Source organism: Saccharothrix sp. CCNWYY140 (genome assembly GCF_037401995.1).
Lineage (GTDB): Bacteria > Actinomycetota > Actinomycetes > Mycobacteriales > Pseudonocardiaceae > Actinosynnema.
In genome coordinates, this window is record NZ_JBBEGC010000046.1 from 23,522 (window position 1) to 44,357 (window position 20,836).

Here is a 20,836-nt window from a genome sequence, read left to right on the forward strand (position 1 = left end):
CCCACCTCCAACCCGGGCCCCACCTCACTCGGCAAGCGGCAACCTCAACAAGAACACCGCCCCAACACCCCCTTCACCCCCAACACCCACCAACCAACTCCCCACACCTCCTCCAACACCCGCACTGCCAACGCCTGCGCTGTCGACGCCCGCGCCGCCAGCACCCTCGCCGCCCACCCCGGCACCAGCCTCGTCCCCCGCTCCAGCAGCACCCCCGGCAACCGCCCCACCAGACGCCGCCCCGCCGCCTGCCGGGGTGCGGCCCGATTGCGCCCCGGCGCTCGCCGCGCCGCCGTCCGATACCGGTCCGCCGCCTGCCGCGGTGGTGCCCGGTGCTGCGGTACCGCCCGCGGCAGTGGCACCCGGTGCCGCCGCACCGTTTGCCGCCGTGCCGCCCGGTGGCGCCGCGCCGCTTGCCGCTGTGCCGCCCGCCGCCGCGCCCCTTGCCGGGGTGCCGCCCGGTGCCGCCGCGCCGTTTGCCGCTCTGCCGCCCACCGCCGTGCTGCCGGCTTCCGTCGCGTGTGCCGTGTCGCCTGCTCTCGTCGCGTGTGCCCCGCCGCTCGGCCCCGTCGTGGGTGCGGTGGTGCCGGTGAGCGGGTCGGCGACGAGGTGCGTGGTCGGGTGCGGTGGGATCGGGGTCGTCGGCTCGACACAGGACAGTTCGCCCCCGTGCGCCCGCACCACACCCCGGGCGATCGGCAGCCCCAAGCCCGAGCCACCGGACCGGCGGTCCCGCGCCTCGTCCAAGCGGACCAGGCGGTCGAAGATGCGCTCCCGTTCCTCCGGCGGCACACCCGGCCCGTCGTCGGCGACCGCCAGCAACGCGTAGCTGCCGGCCGTCGAGACGTGCAGCCGCACCAGGCCCGACGGACCCGTCGCCTGACGGGCGTTGTCGGCCAGGTTCGCCAACACCTGCGCCAACCGCTGCGGATCGCCCCACACGTGTGCCGACGTGCCGGTCGCGGCGATGTCGAAGTCCGGCGCGACCAGCCGGGTGCGCCCCACCTCGGCTTCCGCCAGGGCGAGCAGGTCGACGCGCTCCCGGTGCAGCTCCAGGCCCGCCTCGATCCGCGCCAGCGCCAACAGGTCGTCCACGAGCCGTCCGGCTCGGCGGGACTCCCGCACCAGCAGCAGGTTCAGCCGCTCCCGGTCCTCGGCACTGCCCGTCTGCATCAACGCCTCCGACACGGCCTGCACGCCCGCGATCGGCGTCCTCAGCTCGTGCGCGGCGTCCGCCACGAATCTCTTGGTCCGCTCCTCCGATCCCTCCAACGAGTCCAGCATGTCGTCGAACGCAGCCGCCGCCCGGCCGAGTTCGTTGTCCGTCCGCGACGGGTTGAGCCGGTGCCCCCGGCCGCCGCCCGCGATCGACCGGGCCAGCGTGGTCATCGCGTCCAACGGGGCCAACGCCCGCCGGACCACCCACACCAGCGCCACCGCGGTCACCCCGAGCGCGCCGAACCCGACGAGCAGCAGCAACCGCCGCAGCCGGGCCTGGGCGTCGGTGATCACCGACGACTCGGCCCACAAGATCAGCTGCGACCCGTCCGGCAACTCCCGGCTGATCTTGTGCGCCACGTCGTCGGCGGCCTGGTGGCCGAACGCCGTGCCGTCCGGCGTCACCACGTACGCCTGCACGCCCCGGCCTTCCAGCCGGTTCACCAACTCCTGCCCGCGCATCCGCGGCTGCTTCATGTACAGGTTCTGCGCCACCCGGTACTTCTCGGCCAACGTCGTCTCGACGTCCCGCCGGGACTGCGCGGCGAACATCGCGTCCACCACCAGCACCAGGCCGACCAGCACGAGGCCGAGGACGATGATCGCCGAGGTGGTGACCCTGCGGCGCAGGGACACCGTCCGCAGGCTCACGTCTCGTCCGCCCTCAAGACGTACCCCAACCCCCGCACCGTGTGCAGCAGTCGAGGGCCGTGCTCCTCGAGCTTCCGGCGCAGCGCGCTCACGTGGACCTCGACCAGGTTCGGGTCGTAGTCCTCGTAACCCCACACCGCCGTCAGGATCTGCGTCTTGCCCACCACCCGGCCCCGCTGGGCGGCCAGGTAGCGCAGCAGCCGCAGTTCCGTCGCGGTCAGCTCCACCGGCACGTCACCGCGCAGCACCACCGCCGAGTCCGCGTCCACCAGGAGGTCGCCGATCTGCACGGTCGACGGCGTCCGGCCCAGCCGCCGGAGCACCGCGCTGACCCGGGCCACCAGCTCCGCGAGCACGAACGGCTTCACCACGTAGTCGTCCGCACCGCGGTCCAGCCCGCGCAGCCGGTCCGCCACACCGTCCCGGGCCGTCAACATGACCACGCCCGCCCCGGTGGTGCGCCGGATGACCTCCAGCAGCATGAACCCGTCCCGGCCCGGCAGCATCACGTCCAGCACCACCAGGTCCGGGCGGAACCGCGCCAGCTCGCCTTCCAGGTCACGGCCGTCCGGACGGACCTGGACCTGGTAGCCGGCCTCGCGCAGCGCCGAGCTGACTGCGGCGCCGATGGCCTCGGCGTCTTCGATCACCAGCACCCTGGCAGCAGATGACACCTCCTCATTCTGCGCGGTCGAGTTCGCGGGACACGTGGTGGACGTCGGGCACCGCCCACCTCTTCAGCCATCGCTCAGCTCCGGGCACCTCACGGTCCCCGCGCGGCGCGGCGAAGACGTCTGGCCCAGCCGGGGCGGCGCCCGGGCGGTCGGGGAACGGGTGGTCGGGTCGTGGGATCTCGTCGGTTCGTCATGAGACCAGTTTCGAACTGGTGTTCGAATGCGTCAAGATCACGATCGGGTGATCGTCAGCGGCCCGGACCGCCCGAGGCCACGGCGACAACCAGCCACCTCGTCTGCGACCATCCACGCTGTGGCGGTTCGGCTGAGCCCAGTGCGCTGGGCGCTGGTCCTGCTGGTCCTGGGACTGGCGGGCATTGCGGCGGCGGTCGCGTTCTGGTGGCCCGCCGGCTCCACGACCGCGCACCGGACCTCCGCCACCGTCGTCACCCCGGCGCCCTGCGGCGGCGGCGACGCCTACGACCGGGTCGAGTTCAAGCTCGGCGACCAGACCCGCACCGCCCGGCTCGACGGCTGCGGCCACCAGGAGAACGAGGTCGTCGACGTCATGGTTCCCGCCGACACCAGCGGCGACTTCACGGTCCAGGCCGCGACCAGCGCCCCGTCCGGCATGCCGCTGGAGACCCGCCTGGCCGTCCTGCTCACCTGCCTCAGCGGCATGGCCGGCGGCCTCTACGCCCACCTCATCGGCGGACGGCACAGACCTCAGGCGACCGCGTCCGCCGAGGCCGTATAGGTGTTGCACGAGGTCGTAGTGCCCGATTCGTACCCATAAGACGCCCACGTGCCCTGGTTCTGCGGGCTACCGTGCGCGTTCTTCTCCGGAGGCTCCTCGACGGCGTACTGGAAGTCGTCCGTCGCCTCCCTCGCGAGGTCCTCGCCGATCGAAGCGGACGTCGCCATCAGGAACATCCCCGCGAAGCAGTTGGCCTGCAACTCGATCCGGCGCGACATCTCGAGCCCGGCCGGCGTCTCCTCGCCCGCGTCGGTGATCTTGCTGTCCGCAGCCCGCAACAGCCCGGTCAACGCCTGCACGTGGTGCCCGTACTCGTGCGCCAACGTCGCCAAGTGCATCCCCGGGCGCTCACCGCCGCCGTTGTCCCGCAGCCTGCTCGTCGGCATGTAGATGGTCCGGTTGCGACTACAGTAATAAGCCACGGCTTCACTCTCAGCGGGCGCGGCACCGCACGGACCGTCCTTGAGGTCCGGGGACGCGTCCAGCGCAGGCGGTTCGAACGGCAGGTTCACCTGCGCCAACGCCGGCTTCCACGCCTCGTCCAAACACGCCACCCCGGCGGTGTAGTACGCCGACAGCTCGGCATCGGACAGCCCGAAGTCCGGCAACGCGCACCCCGCCGCCGCCAACTTCACGGGTGAGGTCAGCAACGGGTGGTCAGCCAGCCGATGCACCGCGCGCGGCCGTGGCGCCTCGGTCGTCGTAGGGGTCGGAGGCGCTGTGTAAGGGCCCGCAAGCGCCTTACCAGGGATCTTGCGGGCGTTGTCCCACTGGTTCACCAAGCCGAGACCGAGGACCGACGCCACGATCAACACGAACACGCCGACGAGCACCATCGGATTGTTCTTGGGCTCCTCAGGCGTGTGCACGGTCCTCCAGTCGGGTCAGCTCACGTCCTCCGCGCTCGCCAGCCAAGTGTTGCACGCACTGGTCTCGTTGTTTTTGAAGCCGTGGTTGACCCATGCCGCGTTCCGCTCCGGCGCGCCGTGGTCGCGGTTCGGGTAGATCGGGTAGTCGCCCCGGTTCCCGGCGTCACTCAGCGCTACCGAGATGACGTCGCCAGGCACCGCACCGTGTGACAGCGGGGCCAGCGTCATGCCACCGAAGCAGGTCGCCTGGAGCTCCTTGCGCCGGTTCAGGTCCAGGCCCGCCGGAGTGTCCCAGCCGCCCTTGTCGTACTGCGCCTGGCCCGACGCGCGCAAGATGCCCGACAGCCACTGGACGTGGTGGCCGTACTCGTGCGCGAGCTGGCCCAGGTACTTGCCCGGGTGGTTGGGGTTGGCCGCGCCCTGCTCGTTCGCGTAGTGGTTCGGCGTCCAATAAATGGTGCCTTCGCAGTACATAGCGGTCCGGTCCGGCCCCATGCCGCCACACGGGTTGGTGATCTGCGAGGTCACCATGACCAGTTCCACCGGCTGGTACGGCAGGTTCGCCTTCTGGAAGGACGGCTTCCACATGGCCTCGATGCACGGCAACGCCGACCGCAGGAAGTCGTCCTGACCCGCCGGCGAGTAGTTCATGGCGGGCAGCGGGCAGCCATCGATGTTGAATGCGCCCAGACCGGCACCGTGGATCGGGTTGTCGCCGAGTGCGATAACCGCCTTAGGGCCGGCCTTGGTGGTGCTGGTGGACGTCGACCGCGTTGTAGTGGTCGTCGTCGTTGTGGTCGTCTCCGTCGTCGTGGTCGTCGTCGGGTACGAGTAGGTGTAGCTGGAGTAGCCCGAGTAAGCCGAGTCGTTCAAACGCTTCGGCTTGCTGGTCGCGGCCACGATTCCGATCGTCGCGATACCGAGGACGACGACCCCGATGATCACGCCCGCCACAAGAGGGCCGTTGTTCCTCTTGCGCGGCAGCGGCGGGTAAGGCTGACCGGGCGGTCCCCAGCCGGGCTGCGGACCCCAGTTCGCGGGCGGTGGCTGCGGCGACGCCATCGGAGGCGGCTGGGGTGCGCCCGGAGGCGGTCCCATCGGCGGCATCCCCGGCGGCGGCGTGGCCGGCGACTGCGGATACGGCTGGTGCGACCCGGGGAACTGCTGACCAGGGGACTGCGGCTGCGGGGCGGGCGGCCACGGCTGCTGCTGGCCGGGCTGCTGAGCGGGCGGCGGCTGCTGGGTCGGCCACGGACGGGTGGGCTGGGGATTCAGCGGAGCGGGCATGGGTGGCGGCCCAACCGGTCGTGGTGGCGGCCAGCCACCCGGCGGCGGTGGTTGCGTCATCGCTGGTGATCCCCCAAATCGCGGATGCCCGAATCAGCACAGAAGCATAGGGCGGCTCCGCTATTCTCCGCGGCCGTGTTGAAAAACTGGGGAGCGGCGATCTTGTGCGCCGTCGCGCTGTGCTCGTTCGTCGGCACCGCGTCGGCGCAGCCGAGCAGTCCTGTGGGGCTGCCCGGCACGGTCGGCGCCGACGTGCGCCTCAAGCTGGAGCGCGACGGCAAGCTGACCGTGACCGAGGTCGTCAGCGTCCCCGAGGGCAAGAGCGCCAAACGTGTCGTACCGCTGCGCATCGCCGTCGGCGACAACCGCGACCGTGTGTTCGACGTTACCGACGCCTCTGTAGAGGGCAATGGGTCCGCGACGGTCGCTGAAGACGAACTGACGATCGCGCTGCGCCCCGGCACGTCCACCGTCAAGTACACGGTCGTGGGGACCGTGGCGAAGATCGGTGACACGTTGGAGCTGCGTTGGCAGCCCGCGAGCGGCTGGGACACCGTTCTGGACTCGGTGAAGGTCTCCGTGATCACGCCGGACGCCCCCAAATCGGTGAACTGCCTGGCCGGGGAGCCGGGCACGTCCAAGCCGTGCACGTCCGCCGACCTCGGCGACGGCCGTGGCGTCCGCGCCACCGAAATCGGCCTTTCCGCAGGTGAGCGTATCGACGTGGCGGTGGGGTTGCAGGACGGGACCGCGCCCGCCAACGCTCGTGTGGAAGAGACGTCCGGCCTGGCCGCGGCGTTCGCGCTGACCCCCGCGACCGGCCTCGGCCTGGGCGGCTTGGTCGTGCTCCTGCTCGGCGGCCTCGCCCTGCTGTGGTACCTGCGCGGCCGGGACGCCCGTGCGCTCGCAAGCGACGTCGGGCCGGTGAACGTGCTGGTCACGGACCCGTCCGGGCGGGTCGCCTTCGCGTCGCCGGACGGTGTGCTGCCCGGGCAGGTCGGGACCGTGGTGGACGAGCACGTGGACGTCGTGGACGTGACCGCGACCGTCGTGGACCTCGCCGTGCGCAACTACGTGTGGATCGAGGAGGTCGGCGAGCGGGACTGGCGGTTCGTGCGCCGCAACCCGGCCGACTCGTCGCTGTCCGGCTACGAGCGTGCTGTCTATCAGGCGGTCCTACCCGACGGTGTGGACTCGGTGCTGCTGTCCGAGCTGAGGGGTCGGCCGATCGACCTCACGCGTGTGCGCGATGAGCTTTATGCGGACGTGGTGGCGCGTAACTGGTTCGTGCGGCGTCCGGATGCCGAGCGCAGCCTATGGTGGTGGGTCGGGCTCGCCGTGGTGGCGTTGGGTGTCGCCGGAACCGTGGGATTGGCGCTGGTCTCTGGACCCGCCTTGTTCGGACTCGTGGTGGCCGTCGCGGGCGTCGGGCTGGCGCTGGGCGCGCGGTGGATGCCGGCGCGCACCAAGCGCGGTGCCGCGTTGTTGGAGCACGTGCGGGGGCTGCGCGGATACCTGCACACGGCATCGCCAACGGACATCCCGGAGCAGGACCGGGAGATGGTGTTCTCGCGTTCGCTGCCGTATGCGGTGGTGCTGGGCGAGACCGAGCGCTGGCTGGGGACGTTCGCCGGTGGTCAGCCGGGGCTGTACTGGTTCGGCCAGTCCGACCGTTCGGCCGACCTGGGCCGGTTCGCGCAGCGGTTCCCGCACTTCGTGGGCGCGCTGGACGGGGTGCTGGCGCAGGCCGGCCACCTGCGTTCCCTCCGATGATCACCCGATCGTGATCTTGCGCTGATTCGAACTCTCGTTCGACAATCTTGTCGTCCGGCCACTCGAACCGACGGGCATCGGGGCGGTGGGCGGAGGGGTGTGGCCGGGTGTCCGCGCAGTTCGCGCTGGGCTGACGCCGGGCGGCCGTCCGGGCGGGCGACCTGCGGTCCTCACGGGGGTGGAAACCCGTAGGCTGCGTTCATGGCGCTACCCGAACTGCACAGGTTCACGCTTCCCAACGGCCTGCGGGTGGTGCTCGCCCCAGACCCGAGCGCTCCGGTCGTCGGGGTGAGCGTGCACTACGACGTGGGATTCCGTTCGGAGCCGGAGGGCCGCACAGGTTTCGCGCACCTGTTCGAGCACCTGATGTTCCAGGGCAGCGAGAGCTTGGAGAAGCTCGCGCACTTCCGGCACGTGCAGTCCTCGGGCGGCACGTTCAACGGGTCCACGCACCCCGACTACACCGACTACTACCAGGTGCTGCCGTCCGCCGCGCTGGAGCGGGCGCTGTTCCTGGAGGCGGACCGCATGCGGGCGCCGAAGCTGACCGAGGAAAACCTGCGCAACCAGATCGACGTGGTGAAGGAGGAGATCCGACTCAACGTGCTCAACCGGCCGTACGGCGGGTTCCCCTGGATCCTGCTGCCGCCGGTCCTGTTCCAGACGTTCCCGAACGCGCACAACGGCTACGGCGATTTCACGGACCTTGAAAACGCAACAGTGGATGATTGCGCCGCATTCTTCGACACCTACTACGCGCCGGGCAACGCGGTCCTGACCGTGGCGGGCGACTTCGCGCCCGAGGCGGCCCGCGCGCTGGTGGAGAAGCACTTCGGCGACGTGCCCGCACGGCCCGTGCCCGTGCGGCCGTCGTTCGCCGAAGCCCCGCCCAAGGGCGAGCTGCGGGCCGAGCACACCGACCCGCACGCCCCGATGCCGGCCATCGCGCTGGGCTACCGCATCCCGGACCCGGTCGCCGACGTCGAGGGGTACCTCACCTACCTGGTGCTCGCGGGCGTGCTGACCGACGGCGACGGCTCGCGGCTCCAGCAGCGGCTGGTTCACCGGGACGCGATCGTGGTCGACGTCGGCGCCGGCTGCGGGCTCTTCGGCCCGCTGGAGGCGCGCGACCCGGACACGTTCAGCATCACCGCGATCCACGCGCCGGACGTCCCGTCCGAGCGGGTGATCGCGGCGGTGGACGAGGAGCTGCTGCGGTTGGCGGAGGAAGGACCTTCGGCGCAGGAACTGGCGAAGGTCACCGCGCGGTGGGTGTCCACCATGCACCGCGAGCACGACCGGTTGACCAGCCGCACCCTCGGACTCGGCTCGGCGGAGCTGCTGTTCGGGCGGGCGGAGCTGCTGTACGACCTGCCGGAGAAGCTGGCCGCCGTCACCACCGAGGACGTCGCCGCGGCGGCCAAGGCGCTGCGGGCGGACTCGCGGGCGGTCCTGCTGCTCAAGCCGGCGGGCGACGTGGAGAACGACGAGAACAACGGAGGTACCGAGTGAGCGCCCCGACGACGCACCGCAGCGCCGAGGAGATCGGCCGCACGGAGCGGGGGCCGCGTCCGCTGCCCGAGCTGGGCGAGCAGCGGGCCGCCGCGGACCTGACCTCGGTGGACGTCGAGCTGTCCAACGGGCTGCGGGTCATCGCGGTGCGCCGGTCGTCGGTGCCCCTGGTGGAGGTGCGGCTGCGGATCCCGTTCGCGGACCCGGCCGACTCCAGCACGGGCTCGGCGCACGCCGCGCGGGCCGAGGTGCTGGCGAACACGATCCTGACCGGCACCGCCACGCGCAGCCGGGTGGACGTGGACACCGAGCTGGCGCTGGTCGGCGGCGAACTGGACGCGGTCGTCGACCCGGAGCGGCTGGCGTTCTCCGGCAACTCGCTGGTGTCGGGCCTGGACACGGTCCTCGACGTGCTGCGGGACGTGCTCACCGGCGCGACCTACCCGGCCGAGGAGGTCGAGCGGGAACGGGCCCGGCTGGTGGAGCGCATCCGGCTCGCGCGGTCGCAACCGAACGTGATCGCGCGGGAGGCGCTGCAACGCCACCTGTACGGCGACCACCCGTTCGCCAAGGAGATGCCCGAGGCCGAAGAGGTCGCGGAGGTCGGGCGGGACGACGTGCTCGCGCTGCACGCGCAGGCCGTGCTGCCGCGCGGGTCCGTGCTGGTCGTGGTCGGCGACGTCGAGCCGGATGCCGCGGTGCGCGCGGTCGAGGCGGCGCTGGGCTCGTGGACCGGAGAGGGCACCGCGGTGTCGCTGCGGCCGTTGCCGCCCGTCCAGGGCGGTGACGTGCTGTTCGTGCCGCGTGCGGGCGCCGTGCAGTCGCAGATCCGGCTCGCCGGGCGCGGCGTGGTGCGCACGGACCCGCGGTACCCGGCGTTGCAGATCGCGAACCTGGTGTTCGGCGGGTTCTTCTCGTCGCGGCTGGTGGAGAACATCCGCGAGGACAAGGGCTACACCTACAGCGCCCGCTCGCACCCGGAGTTCACGCCGGGTGGGGCGACGCTGCTGGTGGACGCCGACACGGCGAGCGAGGTCACCGCGGCGGCGCTGCTGGAGACGCGGTACGAGCTGGGCCGGCTGGCGCTGGTCCCGCCGACCGAGTCCGAGGTGGACACCGCCCGCCGGTACGCCATCGGGTCGCTGCTGACGGCGACGTCGTCGCAGGGCGGGCTGGCGTCGTTCCTGGTGAACCTCGCCGGGCTCGGCCTGGGCATCGAGTGGTTCACCGGGCACCCGGACCGGCTCGCGGCGGTCACCGTGGAGCAGGTGGCCGAGGCGGCGCTGGAGTTCTTCGCGCCGACCGCGTTCACCGGCGTGCTCGTGGGCGACGCGGACCTGCTCGCGCCGCAGCTGCGGTCGTTGGGTGGTGTCACCCTGCCGTGAGTTTCGAGCTGGTGGAGCTGCCCGCCCTGTCGCGGTTCACCGTCGACCGGCGGGAACCGCTGCGCGGCGACACCGAGCGCATCGCCCAGCTGTGGCCGAAGGCCCGGTTCATCACCGTCGACACGCACGGCCGGGCGTTGGTGGCGGACAAGGGCACTCGGCTGGTCGACCGGCCCGCCACCGACCTCGGTGACGGGCCGCCCGACACCGCCGTCCTGCTCGGCGAGCAGGACGGCGTGGCCTACTGGGCGGTGCCGACCGCGGACGAGACCGACGTGGCCGCGCCGGCCGGTCGGGCGTGGTTCCTGCCCGACCTGACCGACGAGCCGCAGTGGCTCGACCTGCGAGCGGTCGGCGCGCTGCTCGACGACGCCGGGGCGGGTCTGTTCACCTCCGCCGTGGCCCTGTTCCACTGGCACCGCTCCGCGGCGTTCTGCGCGAAGTGCGGTGGGACGACGGAGTCGGTGAAGTCGGGCTGGGCGCGGGTGTGCTCGCGGTGCGGCCGTGAGGAGTACCCGCGCACCGACGCGGCGGTGATCTGCCTGGTGCACGACGGCGCCGACCGGGTGCTGCTCGCGCGCGGCGAGGGCTGGCCGGCGGGCCGGTACTCCGTGCTGGCCGGGTTCGTCGAGGCCGGCGAGTCGCTGGAGGCGTGCGTGGCCCGGGAGATCGCCGAGGAGGTCGGCGTCGAGGTGACCGGTATCCGGTACCTCGGGAGCCAGCCGTGGCCGTTCCCGCGGTCGCTGATGATCGGTTTCGAGGCGATCGGCGATCCGGATGAGCCGTTGCGGTTGGCCGACGGCGAGATCGCCCAGGCGAAGTGGGTCACCCGGGCCGACGTGCGGCAGGCGTTGGCGGAGCCGGGCAGTGTGCCGGACCTGTTGCTGGCGCCCGGTGCGTCGATCGCGTACCGGATGATCCAGTCGTGGGTGGCGGCGGGCTAGTGCCGCTTGGCGGTGCCGTGGGTGGAGAGCAGGTCGGCCCACGGCACCGTGCGCACGATGTCGGCGTACCGGTGCCAGGTGATCTCGGGGAGTTCGGCATGCAGCGCGGGCACGTCGATGTCCGTGCCGACCTCGGTGAAGTAGCGGAACATCGCGGCGAGGTCGGTCGAGTGGCGTTCCACCACGTCCAGCGGAGGGCGGTGGTGGCGGATCGGCCGGCCGATCGCCTCGGTGAGCGCTGCCGCCATCCCGGCGGGGGTGAGGGCTTCGCCGGCGAGGTCGAGGCGGCGGCCGGTGAAGCGGTCCGGCTGTTCGAGGGCGAGGACCGCGACGGCGGCGATGTCGGCGACGGCGACCAGGTGCAGTGGCTTGTCCGACGGTATGGGCAGGCCGAGGATGCCTTGGCGCAGGCCTTGGAGGGTCCATTCGCCGAACTTGTCGTCGATGAACGCGGCGGGGCCGAGGACGGTCCACGGGACGTTCCCCGCGGCGAGGCGTTCTTCGATGACGTACTTGCTGTCGAAGTGCGGGATGCCGGTGCCGCGGTCGGCGTTCGAGGCCGACGTGAAGACGATGTGGCCGACCTCGTGGGCGGCGTCGACGAGGGCGAGGCCCTGGCGGATCTCGGTGTCGACGTCGGTGCCGAAGGGCGTGGTGACGGCGAAGACGGCGCCGATGTCGTGCAGGGCCGCCTTCAAGGAGATCGGGTCGTCGAAGTCGCCGTGGGCGATCTCGGCGCCGGCGGCGCGGAGTCGTTGCGCCGCAGGGCTTTCCGGGTTGCGGGTGAGGGCGCGGACGGGGTGGCCGCGGTCGAGCAGGAGGTGGGCGACTGCGCCGCCCTGGGCGCCGGTGGCGCCGGTGACCAATGTCGTTTCCATGCTCAAAGCTTGACGAGGAAAATGTTCTGTTGTCAAGCGAGTTGGTAGGGTGGCGGTCGTGGAACGCTTCGAGCCGAGTGAGGCGCTGCTGGCGTGGCTGTACGTGCAGCAGGGTGTGGACGCCGTGCGCGTCGCGATGGGCGAGCGGGTGGAGGCGGTGGCCGGGTGTTCGCTGCTGGAACACGAGGCGCTGTACCGGATCCACATGAACGGGCGGCTGCCGATGTCCGAGCTCTCCGACCTCCTCGCGGTGAGCCCGAGCGGGGTGACGCGGCTGGTGGAGCGGCTCGTCCGGCGCGGGTGGGTGGAGCGTTCGCAACTGCCGGAGAACCGGCGGGTGGTCTACGCGGCGCTGACCGACGAGGGCAAGGCCGTGCTGGAGTCGACCACCGCGCCCGCCTACCGGGCGGCTGTGGCGGAGGAGTTCGCGGGAGCGCTGACCGAACGCGATCTCGCCGACCTGCGGCGGATCGGGCGCAAGTTGCTGGAGGCGCACGGCAAGTGGGACGCCCAGCGGTTCGCCCCCTGACGGTCTCCGCGGTGCCCTGAGCGCGGGGTGGCTACCGGCGGGTCGGTTCAACGGGTTCCGGCGCGCCGGGTCGACCGGTAACGGGGCCGCGGCTCGCGGCGAGTGGGCGGCTGACCTCTGCTCCGCTTGCGCCGGGTGGCTCTTGGCCGGTCGTTCGCGGGTCGTCTGGGGAGGTCGCCATGACGTGCCGGCGGCACTCGGCTTGGATGAGGGGGTGACGGTGCACCGCAAGCTGACCGTGCGCGACCTGCGCGCCGGGAACCGGGCGCGGGTGTTGCGCGCGCTGTACTTCGACCAGCCGCGCAGCCGGCAGGAACTCGCCGGGATCACCGGGTTGAGCCAGGCGTCGGTCAGCAACGTCGTCGGTGAGCTGATCAACGACGGCGTCGTGGTGGAAGCCGGGCAGGTCGACTCGGACGGCGGGCGGCCACGGGTGTTGTTGCGGGTCAACCCGTCCTTCGCGGCCGTGGTCGGGGTGGACGTCGGTGAGACGCACGTGCTGGTCGAGGTGTTCGACCTGACCTTGCGGCGGCTCGCGATGGCCACCTTCCCGATGGACCCCGGCGCGTACCCGGCGGACGAGGTCGCGCGGCAGGTGCTGGTCGGACTGGAGACCTGCCTGGCCGAGGCCGGGGTGGACGACGTGCTCGGGGTCGGGGTCGGGCTGCCGGGGCTGGTCGAGCAGGGCGTCGTCTACACGCAGACGGTCGGGTGGCACGGGGTGCCGTTCGAGCGGATGCTGCGCGCGGGCACCGACCTGCCCCTCTACCTCGACAACGGGGCTAACACGCTCGGGCAGGCCGAGTCCTGGTTCGGCGCCGGGCGCGGGACGGACGACGTGGTCGTCGCGTTGATCGGGTCCGGGGTGGGCGCGGGTGTCATCGTGGGCGGGGTGCCGTACCGCGGGGTGTCCGGCGGTGCGGGGGAGTGGGGGCACACGACCGTGGCGCTGGACGGTCGAGCGTGCCGGTGCGGTGGGGCGGGGTGCCTGGAGGCCTACATCGGGGCGGCGGGCGTGGTGGAGCGGTACCGGGCGCTGGAGAGTGGCGTGCCGGAGGAGCAGGAGGCCGCGTTGCGGGCGCTGGTGGGCAGCGACACACCTGCGGCCCGGGAGGTGCTGGCCGAGACCGCGCGGTTCGCCGGGTTGGGGATCGGGAACCTGATCAACATGTTCAACCCGTCCCTGGTGGTGCTGGGCGGGTGGGCCGGGCTGCTGCTCGGTGAACGGCTGCTCGACACGATCCGGGCGGAGGCCGCCACGCACGCGTTGCGCCGGCCGTTCGAGCAGGTGTCGATCACGCTGTGCGAGCTGGGTCCCGAGTCGGTGGCGCTCGGGGCGGCGACGCTGCCGGTCGCCGACCTGCTGGCGTCCGGTGGGGTGAAGCGGGTCCCCACCCGGGTCGGGTAGGGACGGTCCGGCACTCGACGCGAGCCCGGGCGCGGGACCACCAGCCGGGTCTGGGCCGAACCAGGCAGCCTGAACCAGGCGACCCGGATCGGTGCCGAAGCCGGCGGCCCGACCCGGGTGGCACCTGGTCAGGGGTCGATGCGGTCCAGGGCGGTGCCGTCCCAGGTGGTCTGGGTGCAGGCCACGCCGCGGCCGTTCTTGGGGCGGAGCACGTCGTAGATGTGCATGCGGGGGATCTTGTCCGACACGCCCCACCCGCTGGGCCAGGTGATGACCCAGTCCATGTCGAGGTTCACTAGCAGACCGAGCATGCGCGCGATGGTGGGGTCGTCCAGCCGCTCGAACGCCTCGTCCAGCAGCACCAGCCGCAACGGTGCGAAGTCGCCGGTCACCGCGTCGTAGAAGGACGCCGCCGCCGCGAACAGGGTCACGTACGAGATCAGGCGGGTCTCGCCGGACGACAGCTGCCGAAGCCGTCGCTCACGCGGGTTGCCGTCGGGACCGGTGTCCGCGACGGTCACGGTGAACTGGTGCCACGTCCGGTAGTCCAGCGCGCGGGACAGGATCTCCGCGTAGCTGCCCGAGTGCGCGTCGCGCTCGGCCTCGATCCGCTCGGTGAACACCCGCCGCAGCACGGCGTCCTGCTCGGGGTTGCGGTCCGCGTAGGGCAGGCGGACCAGCGCGAGCGCGTCCCGGGTCTCCTCCTCCAGGGCCGCGGAGGGCTTCCACGCCAGCTTCACGTGCACGCCTTGCGAGGACCGCGCCCGGCCGAGCACCTCGTTCATCCGCCGGCACAGGTCTTCGGCCACCGCGATCTGCCCGCGCAGCCACTCGGCGAGGTCGCGGATGAGGTAGTCGGCGAAGATGTTCTGGTACCGCTCGTCCAGGAAACCGCGCTGCTCGGCCAGCTTCGCGGTCACCTGCCGGGCCGCCACCGCGACCGGGCGCGCGCCCTCTTCACCGGTCACGGTCACCGTCAGCAGGCCTTCGTGCTGTTCGGCGGCGATGTCGTGGCTGCCCGCGAGCGCCGTCTGCAACGCCTGGAGCTTGGTGATGACCGTCGCCTCGCCCGCGCCGCGCCGGTCGGACATCGCCAAGGCGGCCCGCACCGACTCGACGTCCTCCGGCGCGTCCGGCAGTGCCGCGACCAGCAGGCCCGGGGCGGCGATGGTGGCCTTGAACTGCTCGACCGCCCGCACCCGAGCGTCCTGGGCCGACGTCAGTTGCTCGGCGGCGGTGTCGAGCTGGGCGGACAGCTTCGCCGCCTGCTCGCGGGCGGACGCGACGCGTTCCCGGACGCCCTTGAGCTCGTCCCGCATCTCGCGGCGGGAGCGCTCCAGGGTGGACAGCTGGGTGGCGATCTCCTTGGCCTCGCCGCCGATGGCGTCGGTCAGCTCGGCCAACGTGCTCGCCTGGGTCGCGTAGTCCACGCACCGCGCCTCGGCGTCGGACTCGGCGGCCACCCGGTCCTCGACCGCCGAGTGGTACCGGTGGCCGGCGTCGGTGAGGTCGGCCAGGGTGGCGTGGCACTGGCGGCGGAGGACGTCACCGAGGCGGTCGGCGGTGCGCTGGGCCTCGACGGCGGCGCTCTGGGCCTGACGGAGGCCTTCGGTGGTGGCGGGGAGGCCGGCGTCACCGGCTTGGCGCACGACCTCGGCGTGCGCGGCCTCACCCCGGACCTGCGCGGATTCGAGTTCGGCGCGCAGGTCGGCAGCACGTTTGGCGGCGCGGTCGGCGGACTCTTGCGCGGCTTGGAGGCGGCCGTGCTTGGCGACCAGCACCCGGTCGGTGGGGAAGCGGTCCAGGTGCGCTTCCCACTGACCGACCAGGCCGCGCGCGGCGGCCAGGTCGGCTTCGGCGGTGCCCAGGTCGGACCGGAGGGCGGCGAGCTCGTCCTCCAGTTCGGCGATGCGGCGGCGGCGGGCGGCTTCGCGGGCTCCGGCGCCGATGAACTCGGCGGCGTCCTTGTGCCACGAGCCGGTCAGCACGCCGGCGGTCCACCGGCCGTCGGCCGTGACCGCGAACGCGCCTTCGGCCGGGGTCAGGGACACCGACGCCAGCAGCGCTGCCACGACGTCCGCCGGGACCGGCGAGCTGGGGTCCACGGCGGGCACCAGCACCGACGCCAACGACGGCCCGGCCACCGGCTCCCGAGGCACGGCGACCACCCCGCCCGGCGCTACGGCAACACCGGCGGACGAAGCGGAGCCGGCAGGTGGGGCGGAGTGGGCAGGTGGGACGGAGTGGGTGGGTGGGGCGGAGTGGGTGGGCGAGTCGGTGTCGGTGTCGGTGTCGAGGGTGCCTTCGGCGGTCACCCAGGCGTCGAGCAGGCCGGAGGCTTCCAGGGCCGCCTCCAGGCCGGCGCGGTCCGACTCCGGGACGGCGGGGGCGAAGTCGACCAGTCGGTAGAACGGTGACCCGACCGAGGAATCCCGCTCGGCGGCGGCGAAACGGCCCGGCTCCGGGGAGCGGGAGGTGCCGGAGCGGAGGCCGGCGAGTTCGGCGTCGAGTGCGTCGATGGCCGTGTGCAGTTCGGCTCGCCGGGCCGCGCCGGCGTGGGCGGTGTCGCGGGCGGCGGCCACCAAGGGGCCCACCCAGTCGCGGGCGGCGGAGGTGAGTTTGCGGGCCGCCGTGGGGTCCACCGAGGTCGGGAGCGGCAGGTCCTCGGCTGGGCGGGCGGGTGCGGAGTCCCGCCACGCGCGGACCTCGTCGAGCCAGGTCAGGGCCACCTCGGCTAGTTCCTGGGCCTCCTGGTTGCGCAGGGCCGCCGCTTCGGTCGCCGTCTGCTGGGCGTCGCGGGCGGTCTGGTGGAGGGCGTCCACCTTGCGCTGGGCGGCTTCCAGTTCCTCCGCCTGTCGGTGCAGGGCCAGGGCGAGGGCTCCGCGCCGGCGGGCCAGGGAGGCGATCTCCTCGGTGCGGTCGGCGGCGGACAGGTCCAGGTTCGGCACCGGTGGCGGCAGGCGGCGTTCGATGGGCAGCGGCTCGGCCTCGGGGTCCGGCTTGGCGCGGACGGACTCCGTGCGCACCTCGGGCTCCAGCACCGGCGCCCGGGGCACGTCCGGGACCAGCGCTGGGTCCAGGCCGGCCACGCGCAGGTGGTGGCGCAGGGGCTCGACCAGCTCGTCGGCCGCGGACAGGTCGTCGGCCAGGCGACGCAGCAGGCGGAGCACGCCGTCGACCGCGCCGTCCTCCTGCGACCGCTGCTTGCCGGCCATGTCGAGCGCCGCGATGGCCGAGGACCGCTTCTCCGCCACCAGTTTCTCGCGGGTCTGGAGGTCCTGGAGGTCGCGGAACGCGGGCAGCTCCTTCAGCGCGCCGATGGTCTCCTCGGCCTGCTGCTCACCGGATTCCAGCGCCTCCAGCGAGGCCTCGGCGGCGGCGCGCTCGGCCAGGGTCTCCGTCAGCGACGCGGACAGCTTCGCCGACGCCCGCTCCAGCTTGCGCACCGACTCCTCGGCCGACGCCAACCGGTCGGCCGACGCCCGCAGGCCACCGAAGGCGTAGTCCGAGTACGTCTTCAGGAACGTCCCGAGCGCCGCGTCCGCCGACGACAGCCGGACGATGTTCTCCCGGATCGACTCCAGGTCGTCGAACGACGTCGCCAGCTGCTCCACCATCGCCTGGTCCAGCGGCGGCAGGGCGTCGGACAGGATCTGCTCCAGCTGCCCCTCCAAGACCTTCAACCCGACGTCCGGGTTGCGCAGGGTCCGCTGGAGGTGCAGCAGGTCCCCGTACCGGGCGGCGGGCACGCCGTACACGGTCTCGGCGATCTTCGCCCGGAACGCGGCCTCCTCCAGCACGCAGTCCGCGCCGATCAGGTCCCGCAGCTGCGCCGGCCCCAGCGGCGTCCGCTCCGCGCCGACCAACGTGAGGTCGTGACCGACCCGCCGGGACGTCACGAACCGCCACGAGTCGGTGATCGCCTGGGACGTCTTCGACGCCTTCACGCCCAGCCCGCACGTCAGGTACTCGTCGTCACCGCGCACCAGCTCGACCCACGCGTACCCGATGCGGTTGGGACCGCCGTCGTAGTCGTCGAGCATGAGCCGGCGCAGCGACACCGTGTCGAAGCCCTTCGAGCCGACCTGCCGCAGGTCGCCGTCCAGGCACAGCGGCAACAACAGCTCCAGGGTGCGCGACTTGCCGGACCCGTTGGTGCCCTGGAAGATCGCGCGGCCACCGGAGAAGTCGAACGTCTGCTCGGTGTACTGCCAGATGTTGACGATGCCGCCGCGGTGCAGCCGCCACCTGTTCACACGCTCTCCTCATCGAACAACGACCAGCTCGGCACCTCGGGGACCGCCACCGGTTGTTCCACTTCGCGTTCCGGGTCACCGTCGGGCTGGGGCAGCCACCGGTGGGCGGCGGCGTTCAGCAGCCAACCGTCCTCTGTGGACACCGCCAGGCCCATGCGCCGCAGCAGTTCCAGCACCTCGTCGGCCAACCGCTCGAGGTCGTCGGTGAACTGCTTCGACCACGCCGCCGGGTAGTCCTCCACCAGCTCGCCGCACACCTGGAGCAACCGCTCGCGCGCAACGGGGTGGCGACCGTCGGACCGGGGCTCCTCCTCCAACAGCGGGGGCAGCGCCAGCAACGCCAGCCGCGCCACCGTGGAGGTCCCGGGGAAGTACAGGTCGGTCAGGTAGTCCTCGGGGTCGGCCGCCAGCACGCCCTCGGACCGGCTCTCCGTGTACAGCCCGAAGGAGGTCTCCAGCAGCACGGATTCCTTGCGCTGGTTGCGCCGCAACCACTCGGCCTGCTCCGGCGGCAGGTCCGCGTACAGCACGACGGGGTTCTCCACCAGCTTGCGCCGCACCGCGTGCTCCACCCCGCGCGGACCGGGCCGGGCCGCCAGCTCCACCAGCCGCTCCGGCGACGACGCCTCGCCCACCGGACCGGTCAGCAACTGACCGAGCAGGTCGGTGTCCACGGTGATCAGCGCCTCGGTCTGCATGTCGACCGTGCCCTCGGTCTCGTGCAGCACGCCCAGCGACACCAGGTGCCGCAGCGCCGCCGTCAGCGCCCGCCGGTCCACCACGTCGTCCACGACGTCCAGGCCCGCCTCCACCGCCGCCGCCCGCACGTCCGCGACCAGGCGGGACAGCAGGGTCTGCCGACCGATGCCGATCAGCACCGCCATCGTCAGCGCCACGTACGCGTACCCGCGCGGCGACAGCCCCAGCACGCCGCGCGAGTCGTCGTCGCCGGGACCGGCCTTGTAGAGCCGGGCGAACCGCCGTTCCACCACCAGCCGGTAGCCCAGCAGCCGCGCGAACAGGTCCTGGAGCACGAACCGGTGCCGGTACACCAGGGCCACCAGCTCGCCGTCCGGCCCGTCGGCGCGCAGCAGGGGCCGGCGCAGCAGGGTCCGCGCGCAGCGGACCACGTTGGCGGCGTCGATGTCGGAGAGGTCGTCGAACATCAGTCCAGCACCAGCGTCGAGTCGTGCAGGGTCAACGTCCCGCCGTGCGAGCGCACCACCGCCGACCGGCCCGGCGCGTGCGCCACGGTGACCCGCAGGCCGCGCACCGGATCCGTGGCCGACCCGGAGTCCGAGGCCGTGTCGCGCTGCGCCATCGCGAGGGTGAGCAGCTCGCACAGCACGCCCAGGGCCTCACCGGACAAGGTCGTCGTGGCCAGCCGGGGCGCGGCGGCGGACAGTTCGGCCACCGACGCCGCCCGCCGCTCGTCGGCCTCCCGGGCCTCGGCCAGCAGGGACTGCTCGGTCATCGGGTCGTCCAGGATGCGTGAGGTCTTGCCCCTGCCGGCCCGGTCCGCGCGGCTGCGCACGCTCACCGTCACGTCCACCACCGGGCCGTCACGCCACGGGGTGCGCTCGTTGTCGCTGTCGTGCTCGGGCGCGGGGGACAGGTGCCGCGCCGAGTGCAGCCCGAACGCCGCCGCGTACAGGGTGTGCGCCTGCGACCGGGTGCCCGCGTCGAACCAGGCGGCCAGTTTGAGCAGGTCCGCGCGTCGGGACGGCAGCAGCCCGCCGCCGGAGGTGGCCCGCTTGACGCTGGCCAGCAGCGACCCGATGGCCCGCGCGGTCGCCTCCCGCAGGGCCGTGACCTGGCTGGGCCGGCCGGGCCGGTCCACGAACCAGTCGGTCAGCTCCTGCCAGTCCGCGTCGGTGCGCCCGCGCGCCCGTTCCACCCGGTCGCCCAGGTCGGCGCGGCCCAGCAGGCGCAGCAGCTCGCCGCGTGCCCCGTTCAACCGGGCCAGGGCCTCGGCGATGGCGGGGGTGTGCCGCAGCACGTCCTCCACGACCATCTGGATGTACTCGACCAGCAGGTTGCGGAAGCCGGAGATCTCCTCGGGCGCCAAGTGGTGCCGGGTCACGACCTGGCCCAGGTAGGCGTAGAAGTCGCGGACCGTGGCGGCCAGCTCGGCGTGCTGGAGAAACAGCGTGGTCACCTGCTCGGCCAGCACCTCGCGCGGCCGGCGGCCCTCGCTCATCAGCGCCTCGGACAGCGTGTGCCCCAGCGCGCCCAGACCGCGCTCGACGGCCGGCAGCAGCTCCCGGGACACCTCCCGCGCGCCCTCGGGGACGCGCAGCAGCTCGTCCACGTCCCGCTGCACCCGCACGGCCAGCTTGGACACCTGGTAGCGCACGCTGCCGTGCTGGAACTCGGCGATGCTGGACGCCACGACCTCGCGCCGGCCCTGCACCAGGTTGCCCCACTCGACCAGCTGCTTGAGCCGGTTGATCACGTTCTCGATGCGCGACTCGCCCGGCTCGACCCGGCCCTCCCGCTCGGCGCCGGCCAGTGCGCCCGCGACCTCACCGGCGGACAGGTCGGCCAGCAGCGTGGACGTGAACAGCCGCATGATCGCCAGGTAGGTGCGCTGGTGATCACGGGCGTCCAGGTACGCGTAGAGCTTCAGGCGGGCCGGTTCCACGGGAGGCACCCTAATGCGGGGCACCGACTCCCCGCGGGATACCGTGCCACC

Annotated in this window: 15 protein-coding genes; 7 read left to right on the forward strand and 8 right to left on the reverse strand. The window is 72.6% G+C overall.

Going from position 1 to position 20,836, the window contains the following annotated elements:
* Positions 1-24 precede the first annotated feature (24 nt).
* Positions 25-1,869, reverse strand: coding sequence for a sensor histidine kinase (locus WBN91_RS20925; protein WP_337724770.1), 1,845 nt, complete (start codon positions 1,867-1,869; stop codon positions 25-27).
* Positions 1,866-2,543 carry a response regulator transcription factor gene (locus WBN91_RS20930; RefSeq protein ID WP_337724771.1) on the reverse strand — a complete coding sequence of 226 codons (678 nt, stop codon included), beginning with the start codon at positions 2,541-2,543 and terminating at the stop codon, positions 1,866-1,868. Before WBN91_RS20930 ends, WBN91_RS20925 begins: the two co-directional genes overlap by 4 nt.
* Before the next feature lie 313 nt (positions 2,544-2,856).
* On the opposite strand from WBN91_RS20930, the gene WBN91_RS20935 reads away from it, so the two are divergent.
* A complete protein-coding gene (locus WBN91_RS20935; protein WP_337724772.1) occupies positions 2,857-3,300 on the forward strand; it encodes a hypothetical protein in 444 nt (147 codons plus the stop codon).
* Here WBN91_RS20935 and WBN91_RS20940 read toward each other — a convergent pair.
* Positions 3,270-4,169 (reverse strand): neutral zinc metallopeptidase, encoded by a 900-nt coding sequence (locus WBN91_RS20940; protein WP_337724773.1) that lies wholly within the window; start codon positions 4,167-4,169, stop codon positions 3,270-3,272. The genes WBN91_RS20935 and WBN91_RS20940 overlap by 31 nt on opposite strands.
* Positions 4,170-4,184: 15 nt before the next feature.
* Positions 4,185-5,267: a neutral zinc metallopeptidase gene (locus tag WBN91_RS20945; protein WP_337724774.1), complete on the reverse strand. Its 1,083-nt coding sequence runs from the start codon at positions 5,265-5,267 to the stop codon at positions 4,185-4,187.
* A gap of 324 nt (positions 5,268-5,591) precedes the next feature.
* Between WBN91_RS20945 and WBN91_RS20950 the strand changes: the two genes are divergently transcribed.
* The 4 genes from WBN91_RS20950 (at position 5,592) to nudC (ending at position 11,070) form a co-directional block, all read left to right on the forward strand.
* Positions 5,592-7,229, forward strand: coding sequence for a DUF2207 domain-containing protein (locus WBN91_RS20950; RefSeq protein WP_337724775.1), 1,638 nt, complete (start codon positions 5,592-5,594; stop codon positions 7,227-7,229).
* Positions 7,230-7,430: 201 nt separating this feature from the next.
* Positions 7,431-8,741: a M16 family metallopeptidase gene (locus WBN91_RS20955; RefSeq protein ID WP_337724776.1), complete on the forward strand. Its 1,311-nt coding sequence runs from the start codon at positions 7,431-7,433 to the stop codon at positions 8,739-8,741.
* Positions 8,738-10,126: a M16 family metallopeptidase gene (locus WBN91_RS20960; RefSeq protein ID WP_337724777.1), complete on the forward strand. Its 1,389-nt coding sequence runs from the start codon at positions 8,738-8,740 to the stop codon at positions 10,124-10,126. The genes WBN91_RS20955 and WBN91_RS20960 overlap by 4 nt, the downstream gene beginning before the upstream one ends.
* Positions 10,123-11,070, forward strand: a complete 948-nt coding sequence (gene nudC / locus WBN91_RS20965) for an NAD(+) diphosphatase (RefSeq protein ID WP_337724778.1) — start codon at positions 10,123-10,125, stop codon at positions 11,068-11,070. The genes WBN91_RS20960 and nudC overlap by 4 nt, the downstream gene beginning before the upstream one ends.
* Here the strand turns inward: nudC and WBN91_RS20970 are convergent.
* Positions 11,067-11,948, reverse strand: coding sequence for an NmrA/HSCARG family protein (locus WBN91_RS20970; protein WP_337724779.1), 882 nt, complete (start codon positions 11,946-11,948; stop codon positions 11,067-11,069). The genes nudC and WBN91_RS20970 overlap by 4 nt on opposite strands.
* A 58-nt stretch (positions 11,949-12,006) precedes the next feature.
* Here WBN91_RS20970 and WBN91_RS20975 point away from each other — a divergent pair, with 58 nt between their 5' ends.
* A complete protein-coding gene (locus tag WBN91_RS20975; protein WP_337724780.1) occupies positions 12,007-12,477 on the forward strand; it encodes a MarR family winged helix-turn-helix transcriptional regulator in 471 nt (156 codons plus the stop codon).
* A gap of 220 nt (positions 12,478-12,697) precedes the next feature.
* The gene (locus tag WBN91_RS20980) at positions 12,698-13,885 is read left to right on the forward strand and encodes an ROK family transcriptional regulator (RefSeq protein ID WP_337724816.1); all 1,188 of its coding nucleotides are present in this window, start codon (positions 12,698-12,700) and stop codon (positions 13,883-13,885) included.
* Positions 13,886-14,013: 128 nt separating this feature from the next.
* Here the strand turns inward: WBN91_RS20980 and WBN91_RS20985 are convergent, their stop codons facing one another.
* The 3 genes from WBN91_RS20985 to WBN91_RS20995 are packed head-to-tail and all read right to left on the reverse strand — an operon-like array spanning position 14,014 to position 20,785.
* Positions 14,014-18,141 (reverse strand): SbcC/MukB-like Walker B domain-containing protein, encoded by a 4,128-nt coding sequence (locus WBN91_RS20985; protein ID WP_337724781.1) that lies wholly within the window; start codon positions 18,139-18,141, stop codon positions 14,014-14,016.
* Complete coding sequence (locus tag WBN91_RS20990) at positions 18,138-19,307, reverse strand: TIGR02678 family protein (RefSeq protein WP_337724782.1); 1,170 nt, start codon at positions 19,305-19,307, stop codon at positions 18,138-18,140. The genes WBN91_RS20985 and WBN91_RS20990 overlap by 4 nt, the downstream gene beginning before the upstream one ends.
* The gene (locus WBN91_RS20995; protein ID WP_337724783.1) at positions 19,307-20,785 is read right to left on the reverse strand and encodes a DUF2397 domain-containing protein; all 1,479 of its coding nucleotides are present in this window, start codon (positions 20,783-20,785) and stop codon (positions 19,307-19,309) included. The genes WBN91_RS20990 and WBN91_RS20995 overlap by 1 nt, the downstream gene beginning before the upstream one ends.
* Positions 20,786-20,836: the final 51 nt, after the last annotated feature.

Bases quoted from the DNA above. Each gene is read 5' to 3' on its own strand.
- WBN91_RS20970 (WP_337724779.1), bottom strand. From the start codon at position 11,948: ATGGAAACGACATTGGTCACCGGCGCCACCGGCGCCCAGGGCGGCGCA.
- WBN91_RS20990 (WP_337724782.1), bottom strand. From the start codon at position 19,307: ATGTTCGACGACCTCTCCGACATCGACGCCGCCAACGTGGTCCGCTGC.
- WBN91_RS20945 (WP_337724774.1), bottom strand. From the start codon at position 5,267: ATGGGACCGCCTCCGGGCGCACCCCAGCCGCCTCCGATGGCGTCGCCG.
- WBN91_RS20955 (WP_337724776.1), top strand. From the start codon at position 7,431: ATGGCGCTACCCGAACTGCACAGGTTCACGCTTCCCAACGGCCTGCGG.